Genomic DNA, 6,536 nt, shown 5'->3' with positions numbered 1-6,536 from the left:
CCTAGGTGGTCAGGGGCGCGGGGAACTGCGCGACCAGCCACACACCACCCGCAGACAAACCCCAGGCGCAAAAGGGGCGCGGGGAACTGCGCGATCAGCCACAGACGGCCCGCAGACAAACCCCAGGCGCAAAAGGGGCGCGGGGAACTGCGCGATCAGCCACAGACGGCCCGCAGGCGAACACCAGGCGCCGCGTCAGCGCCGGGCCTCCCCGAATAAGTCGACCGCCTCCCGCACCCCCTTGACGGCCACGGAAAGCGCACTCACCGATCCGATGGACCCCGCGATCAGCAGCAGCGAGCGGCGCAGCCGCGGAACCTCGGGCGCCCCGGACACCGCCATCGCATCCAGCGCCGCAAGCTCGTCCTCCGCGACAGCCCGGTCCGGAAACTCCCCCGGATACCCCGCCAGCTCCCGCCGCAGCCGCGCCACGGCAATCCGCAGCCCCGCCACCCTGGGATCCGCACTGCCGGTCACGGGCCTCTGCTCCACGCGTCGCAACAAAATTCCTTCCCCCCGCACATCTTCGTGCCGGCGCTCACAGCCCGTCAGCGAAGGTCAACCGACGGGAGTTGCGGGCCAGTTAACGCCATCGCGCCCGGCGCGCGCCACCGTGTGGACGGAATTCGGGGGGAGCATTCGGTATACGTGGTGCCATGACAGAGCCGTCGAAGGATGAACCGCAGGTCGTGGGCCTGCTGCTGGCCGCGGGCGGCGGACGCCGCCTCGGCGGCAGGCCCAAGGCCCTGTTGACGCACCAGGGCCGCCCGCTGGTGGAGCACGCGGTACGGGTGCTGCGCGAGGGCGGCTGCACCACCGTGCACGTGGTGCTCGGCGCCGCCGCGGAGGAGGTGCGCGCCCGCGCGCGGCTGGACGGCTGTGTGCTGGTCGACAACCCGGAGTGGGCCGAGGGCATGGGCTCCTCCCTGCGCGCGGGCCTCGCCTCGCTGGCCGCCACGGGAGCCGGGGCCGCCCTGGTCAGCCTGGTGGACCAGCCCGGCATCGGCGCGGAGGCGATCGGCCGCGTCAGGGCCGCGTACCGCTCACCGGCCTCGCTCGCGGCGGCCTCGTACGAGGGAAGGCGCGGCCATCCCGTCCTCTTCGGCGCGGACCGGTGGCAGCCGGTGGCGACGGGCGCGCGGGGGGACCGCGGGGCGCGCGCCTATCTCGCGGCGCACGAGCCGGAGATCACGCTCGTCGAGTGCGGGGACGTGGCCGAGCCGTACGACATCGACACGGAGGCGGATCTCGGGCGTCTGGACTGATCCTCCGGTACACCTGGAGTGACCGCGATGGCACCGGGCGCCACGGTCTGTCGACCCGGAGAATCTCGATATCAACAAACCATTGAACTTCCACTATGAGGAAACTAGTATCCACTGTTCAGAAGCGCCCGATTGATTGAGACGGCGCCCCCAGTCGCACTCCGGGGCCTGGCACTCAGTGCCATTTCTGCCTCCCGGCGGCCGGTCAGGGCACCGCCCGCGAAGGAGTGACAGCACATGTCCGCACCAGCGCCGTCCCCGCTGGCCATCGTCGACGCCGAGCCCCTGCCCCGGCAGGACGAGGTGCTCACCGACGCGGCCCTCGCCTTCGTGGCCGAGCTGCACCAGCTGTTCACGCCCCGCCGTGACGAGCTCCTGCTCCGCCGCCAGGAACGCCGCGAGGAGATCGCCCGCACCTCCACTCTCGACTTCCGCCCCGAGACGGCCGCCGTGCGCGAGGGCGACTGGAAGGTCGCCCCGGCCCCGGCCGCGCTCAACGACCGCCGGGTGGAGATCACCGGTCCGACCGACCGCAAGATGACCATCAACGCGCTGAACTCGGGCGCGAGGGTGTGGCTCGCCGACTTCGAGGACGCCTCGGCCCCCACCTGGGAGAACGTCGTCCTTGGCCAGCTCAACCTGATCGACGCGTATGAGCGCAGGATCGACTTCACCGACCCCAAGTCCGGCAAGTCGTACGCGCTGAAGGAAGCCGACCAGCTCGCCACCGTCGTGATGCGCCCGCGCGGCTGGCATCTGGAGGAGCGCCACCTGCGCTTCGACGGCCGCCCGGTGCCCGGCGCCCTGGTCGACTTCGGCCTCTACTTCTTCCACAACGCCAAGCGCCTCATCGAGCTCGGCAAGGGCCCGTACTTCTACCTCCCCAAGACCGAGTCGTACCTGGAGGCCCGCCTCTGGAACGACGTCTTCGTCTTCGCCCAGGACTACGTCGGCATCCCGCAGGGCACGGTCCGCGCGACCGTCCTGATCGAGACGATCACGGCCGCGTACGAGATGGAGGAGATCCTCTACGAGCTCCGCGACCACGCCGCCGGGCTCAACGCGGGCCGCTGGGACTACCTCTTCTCCATCGTCAAGAACTTCCGTGACGGCGGCGCCAAGTTCGTCCTGCCGGACCGCAACGCGGTGACCATGACGGCCCCGTTCATGCGCGCGTACACCGAACTGCTCGTCCGTACGTGCCACAAGCGCGGCGCGCACGCCATCGGCGGCATGGCGGCCTTCATCCCCTCCCGTAAGGACGCCGAGGTCAACAAGGTCGCGTTCGAGAAGGTCAAGGCCGACAAGGACCGTGAGGCGGGCGACGGCTTCGACGGCTCCTGGGTCGCCCACCCGGATCTGGTCCCGATCGCCATGGCCTCCTTCGACGCGGTCCTCGGCGACAAGCCGAACCAGAAGGACCGCCTGCGCGAGGACGTGTCCGTCGCGCCCGGCGACCTGATCGCCATCGACTCGCTCGACGCCAAGCCCACCTACGACGGTCTGCGCAACGCCGTCCAGGTCGGCACCCGCTACATCGAGGCGTGGCTGCGCGGCCTCGGCGCCGTCGCCATCTTCAACCTCATGGAGGACGCGGCCACCGCCGAGATCTCCCGCTCGCAGATCTGGCAGTGGATCAACGCGGGTGTGGTGTTCGAGAACGGCGAGCTCGCCACCGCCGACCTCGCCCGCGAGGTCGCGGCCGAGGAACTGGCCGCCATCCGCGCCGAGATCGGCGAGGAGGCCTTCGCGGCCGGCCGCTGGCAGCAGGCCCACGACCTGCTCCTGAAGGTCTCCCTCGACGCGGACTACGCGGACTTCCTGACGCTGCCCGCCTACGAGCAGCTGGTCGGCTGACCCGACGTCACTCCACGCGGGGCCGGGGCGAATCCCTCGCCTCCGGCCCCGCGCCGGGTCGGCCCTGCCAGAATGAGCGGATGTTACGTGGAGGCAGGGTCGCCGTAGTCGGCGGCAGTATCGCCGGGTGTGCCGCGGCGCTGGCCGCACACCGGGGCGGCGCGGCGGAAGTCACCGTGTTCGAACGGGCCTCGGGCCGTCTCGCGGACCGGGGCGTGGGACTCGCCATGCACAACGACCGGTACGCGGAGCTGGAGGCGGCCGGATACATGGAAGCCGCGATGCCGTGGCTCCAGCTGAGCCGGCGGTGCTGGTACGTGAAGGACGGCTCGGCGCCGCTGGGCCGGCGGATCGGGGTGCTGCCGTTCCCGTTCCGTACGTACAACTGGGGCCCGCTGTGGCACGAACTGCGCGACCGGGTGCCCGAGTCGGCCGACTTCCGGTCCGGGACGGCCGTCACCGCGGTGGAAGTCACCCCGGACGGTGTGGAACTGGCGACCGGGTCCGGCGGCGGCAGCGAGCGGTTCGACGTGGTGGTCGGCGCCGACGGCTACCGCTCGGCGGTGCGCACGGCCGCGTGCCCCGAGGTGCGCCCGAAGTACGCGGGCTATCTGGCCTGGCGGGGCGCCTTCGCGGCCGAGCGGCTGCCGGCCCCGGAGCTGTGGCCCGACGAGGACTGCGTGTACGCCGTGTTCCCCGGCGGCCACGTCATCATCTACCGCATCCCCGACGGGCGGGGCGGGCTGCGGGTCAACTGGGTGCTGTACACCGCCCCTCCGCCGGATCTCGGTCTGCGCTTCGACAATCCGACCAGCCTGCCGCCCGGCACCCTCGCCGCGACCCTGCACACCCGGCTCGCCCACATCGCGGACACCCACCTCGCGCCCTACTGGGGCCGGTTGGTGCGCACGACCACCGCCGAGGAGCTCTTCGTCCAGCCGATGTACGACTTCACCGCGCCGCACTACGCCAGCGGCCGGCTGGTCCTCGCGGGCGACGCGGCGACGGTGGCCCGCCCGCACACCGGCGGCGGCGCGGTCAAGGCGCTCCAGGACGCCACGGCCCTGGAGGCGTGCCTCACCACCGCACCGGACTGGCGGGCGGCGCTGAGCGCGTACGGCACGGGCCGGGCCGCGACCGGCCGGTCCATGGTCGAGCTGGGCCGACAGCTCGGCCTCGGCCTCGTGGAGCGGACGCCGGACTGGAGCGCGATGGACCAGAGCGGTCTGGAGAAGTGGTGGCAACAGGCCGACGGCTCGGGCGCGTTCGGCGGGCGCCGGCTCAACTCATAGGCGCTGGGCCGCCGATGACGACCGTGCGCTGAGCCGAGAAGTCGCCCCACTTCCCGTCGGGCAGCTGGGCGCGGAGTTTGACGCTGTAGCGGGTGCCCGGCTTCTCGGCCGAGACGGTGAGGCTGTACGACGCCCGGCCCGGGGGCGGCGCCACGCCGAACACGATCGTGGTGGTGAGGCGTCCGCCGAGGAAGAGCTGGTACGAGGTGACCGGGCCGCCCGTGTCCGGCGGGCGCCAGGACAGCTCGACGGTCGGCACCCCCGCCACCTTCCCGTAGCGCGCACCCAGCCCGGTGGGCGCCGTGCCGGCGGGCGCGCCCGGCGCCGAAGCCGTGGTGAGGTCCACGGCGACGCTGTCCGGCGACGAGTTGTCGGCGGCGTCGCGCGCCCGCACGGTGAAGGTGTAGACGGTCCCGGGCCGCAGTCCGGTGACCCGGGCGCCGGCCGCGCGGCCGGAGACGCTGTGGATCCGCACGTCCTCCTGGTAGATGTCGTACGAGGTGACGCCGACGTCGTCGGTGGCCCGCCGCCAGCTCAGCGTCGCCGCGCGGCTCCCGTCGGCCCGGCCCCGCAGCCCGCCCGGCGCGGTGGGCGGCCCGTGGTCGGCGGGACCGGGCGCGGGCGTGGTGACGGCCACGGGGGCGCTGGGGGCGGAGAGGTTCCCGGCGGCGTCGCGGGCGCGCACGGTGAAGCTGTAGGCGGTGGCCGGGGTGAGCCCGTCGACGTCGATCATGCGCTTCTCGCCCGGCACCGCCTTGACCCGGGTGCCCCGCAGGAGGACCTCGTACCCGGTGACACCCTTGTCGTCGGCCGACGCCTCCCACATGACGTGCACGGAGGCGGCACTGCTCGCCTGCGCGGTCACTCCGCCCGGCACCGTCGGCGCCCGCCCGTCCCGCTCGTCGGCGGTGGCCGAGCAGGCGGCGAGGAAGAGGGCGGCGCAGACGAACACGGCGTATCCGCTGGGGCGTCGCACAGCCGGGCCCTCCCTCCGTACGAGATGGTCCAGACCTATATCGCACAGGTGGCGGCGCTCGGCAAGAGGGTGGACGACTCCGGTCGCGCCGTCCCGTGGAGGAAGTCGCGCCGGATGCGATGAGTTCCGGCGGCCGGGCCGGTCTGCACTGTCATGGATACCCAGACACAGACCCCCCGGCCCGACCTCGGCCCCGCCGCCCGCGCCGTGGCCGGCCTGCTCGACGGCGTACGGGACGAGCAGCTCGGGGCGCCGACGCCCTGCCCGAAGTACTCCGTACGCGAGCTCCTCGGCCACATCGCCGGGCTCACCGCCGCCTTCGACTCGGCCGCCCGCAAGGAGTTCGGGCCGTCGACCGCCACCGACCCCGGGTCCGTCACGCCCGTGCTGCCCGATGACTGGCGCACCGGGCTGCCCGGGCGGCTGGCGGCGCTGGCCGAGGCGTGGCGCGCGCCGGACGCCTGGGACGGGGACACCCAGGCGGGCGGCATCACCTTCCCCGCCGCGATCGCGGGCGTCGTCGCGCTCAACGAACTCGTCGTCCACGGCTGGGACCTGGCCCGGGCCACCGGCCAGGCGTACGACCCGGGCGCCGCGAGCCTGGAGGTGACCCAGGGCTTCTTCGAGGCGAGCCGGGACGACACGCTGCGCGCCCCCGCGTTCGGGCCGGTCGTCGAGGTGCCGGAGGAGGCCCCGCTGCTCGACCGGGTGGTCGGGCTCAGCGGGCGGGATCCGGGCTGGGCCGCCTGAGCCCGGCGGCCACGGCCGCAGCCGTCGCGAGGAGCAGCAACCCGGCTGCCCAGAACGCCCGTTGGGCACCGTCGGCCGGGTCCGCCGCGTCCAGGAAGACGCTGCCCAGCAGGGCCGTGCCCAGCGTCCCGCCGAGCTGCTGCACCGCGTTGAGCAGCCCGGCGGCCGAGCCGGTCCCGGCGGGCCCGACGCGGTGCAGGGCGGCCGTGAAGAACGGCACGGTGAACAGCCCGACGCCCGCGCCGCACACCGCGAGCGCGGCGGGGAGCGGCAACGGGTACGCGGTGGGGTCGCTCGCCGCGTACACCGCCGTCGCGGCCAGGACGCCCGCGAGGAGGGTGGCGAGCCCCGCGTACATCAGTCGCGGCCCGTACCGGGGCACGAGGCGGGTGCCCG

Annotated in this window: 7 protein-coding genes; 4 read left to right on the top strand and 3 right to left on the bottom strand. The window is 73.4% G+C overall.

The annotated features are described in order from the left end of the window. Positions 1–195: 195 nt before the first annotated feature. Positions 196–504 (bottom strand): DUF5955 family protein, encoded by a 309-nt coding sequence (locus tag ACFWA7_RS10895; protein ID WP_385822368.1) that lies wholly within the window; start codon positions 502–504, stop codon positions 196–198. Positions 505–656: 152 nt separating this feature from the next. On the opposite strand from ACFWA7_RS10895, the gene ACFWA7_RS10890 reads away from it, so the two are divergent. From ACFWA7_RS10890 to ACFWA7_RS10880, 3 genes are all read left to right on the top strand, one after another. Next, the gene (locus ACFWA7_RS10890) at positions 657–1,265 is read left to right on the top strand and encodes an NTP transferase domain-containing protein (RefSeq protein ID WP_385540930.1); all 609 of its coding nucleotides are present in this window, start codon (positions 657–659) and stop codon (positions 1,263–1,265) included. Positions 1,266–1,502: 237 nt separating this feature from the next. Then, entirely contained in the window at positions 1,503–3,122 is a 1,620-nt protein-coding gene (gene aceB / locus ACFWA7_RS10885) for a malate synthase A (RefSeq protein WP_385822365.1), read from the top strand. An 80-nt stretch (positions 3,123–3,202) separates the two neighbouring features. Further along, entirely contained in the window at positions 3,203–4,414 is a 1,212-nt protein-coding gene (locus ACFWA7_RS10880) for an FAD-dependent monooxygenase (protein WP_385822363.1), read from the top strand. Here ACFWA7_RS10880 and ACFWA7_RS10875 read toward each other — a convergent pair. After that, complete coding sequence (locus tag ACFWA7_RS10875; protein ID WP_385822361.1) at positions 4,404–5,390, bottom strand: fibronectin type III domain-containing protein; 987 nt, start codon at positions 5,388–5,390, stop codon at positions 4,404–4,406. The two genes, ACFWA7_RS10880 and ACFWA7_RS10875, sit on opposite strands and share 11 nt — an antisense overlap. A 153-nt stretch (positions 5,391–5,543) precedes the next feature. Here ACFWA7_RS10875 and ACFWA7_RS10870 point away from each other — a divergent pair, with 153 nt between their 5' ends. Next, positions 5,544–6,140, top strand: a complete 597-nt coding sequence (locus ACFWA7_RS10870; RefSeq protein ID WP_385822358.1) for a TIGR03086 family metal-binding protein — start codon at positions 5,544–5,546, stop codon at positions 6,138–6,140. Here the strand turns inward: ACFWA7_RS10870 and ACFWA7_RS10865 are convergent. Further along, positions 6,109–6,522 carry a hypothetical protein gene (locus tag ACFWA7_RS10865; RefSeq protein WP_385822356.1) on the bottom strand — a complete coding sequence of 138 codons (414 nt, stop codon included), beginning with the start codon at positions 6,520–6,522 and terminating at the stop codon, positions 6,109–6,111. The two genes, ACFWA7_RS10870 and ACFWA7_RS10865, sit on opposite strands and share 32 nt — an antisense overlap. Positions 6,523–6,536: the final 14 nt, after the last annotated feature.

The organism is Streptomyces sp. NPDC059994 (genome assembly GCF_042737755.1).
Lineage (GTDB): Bacteria > Actinomycetota > Actinomycetes > Streptomycetales > Streptomycetaceae > Streptomyces.
This window is presented reverse-complemented; position numbering and strand designations above follow the sequence as displayed.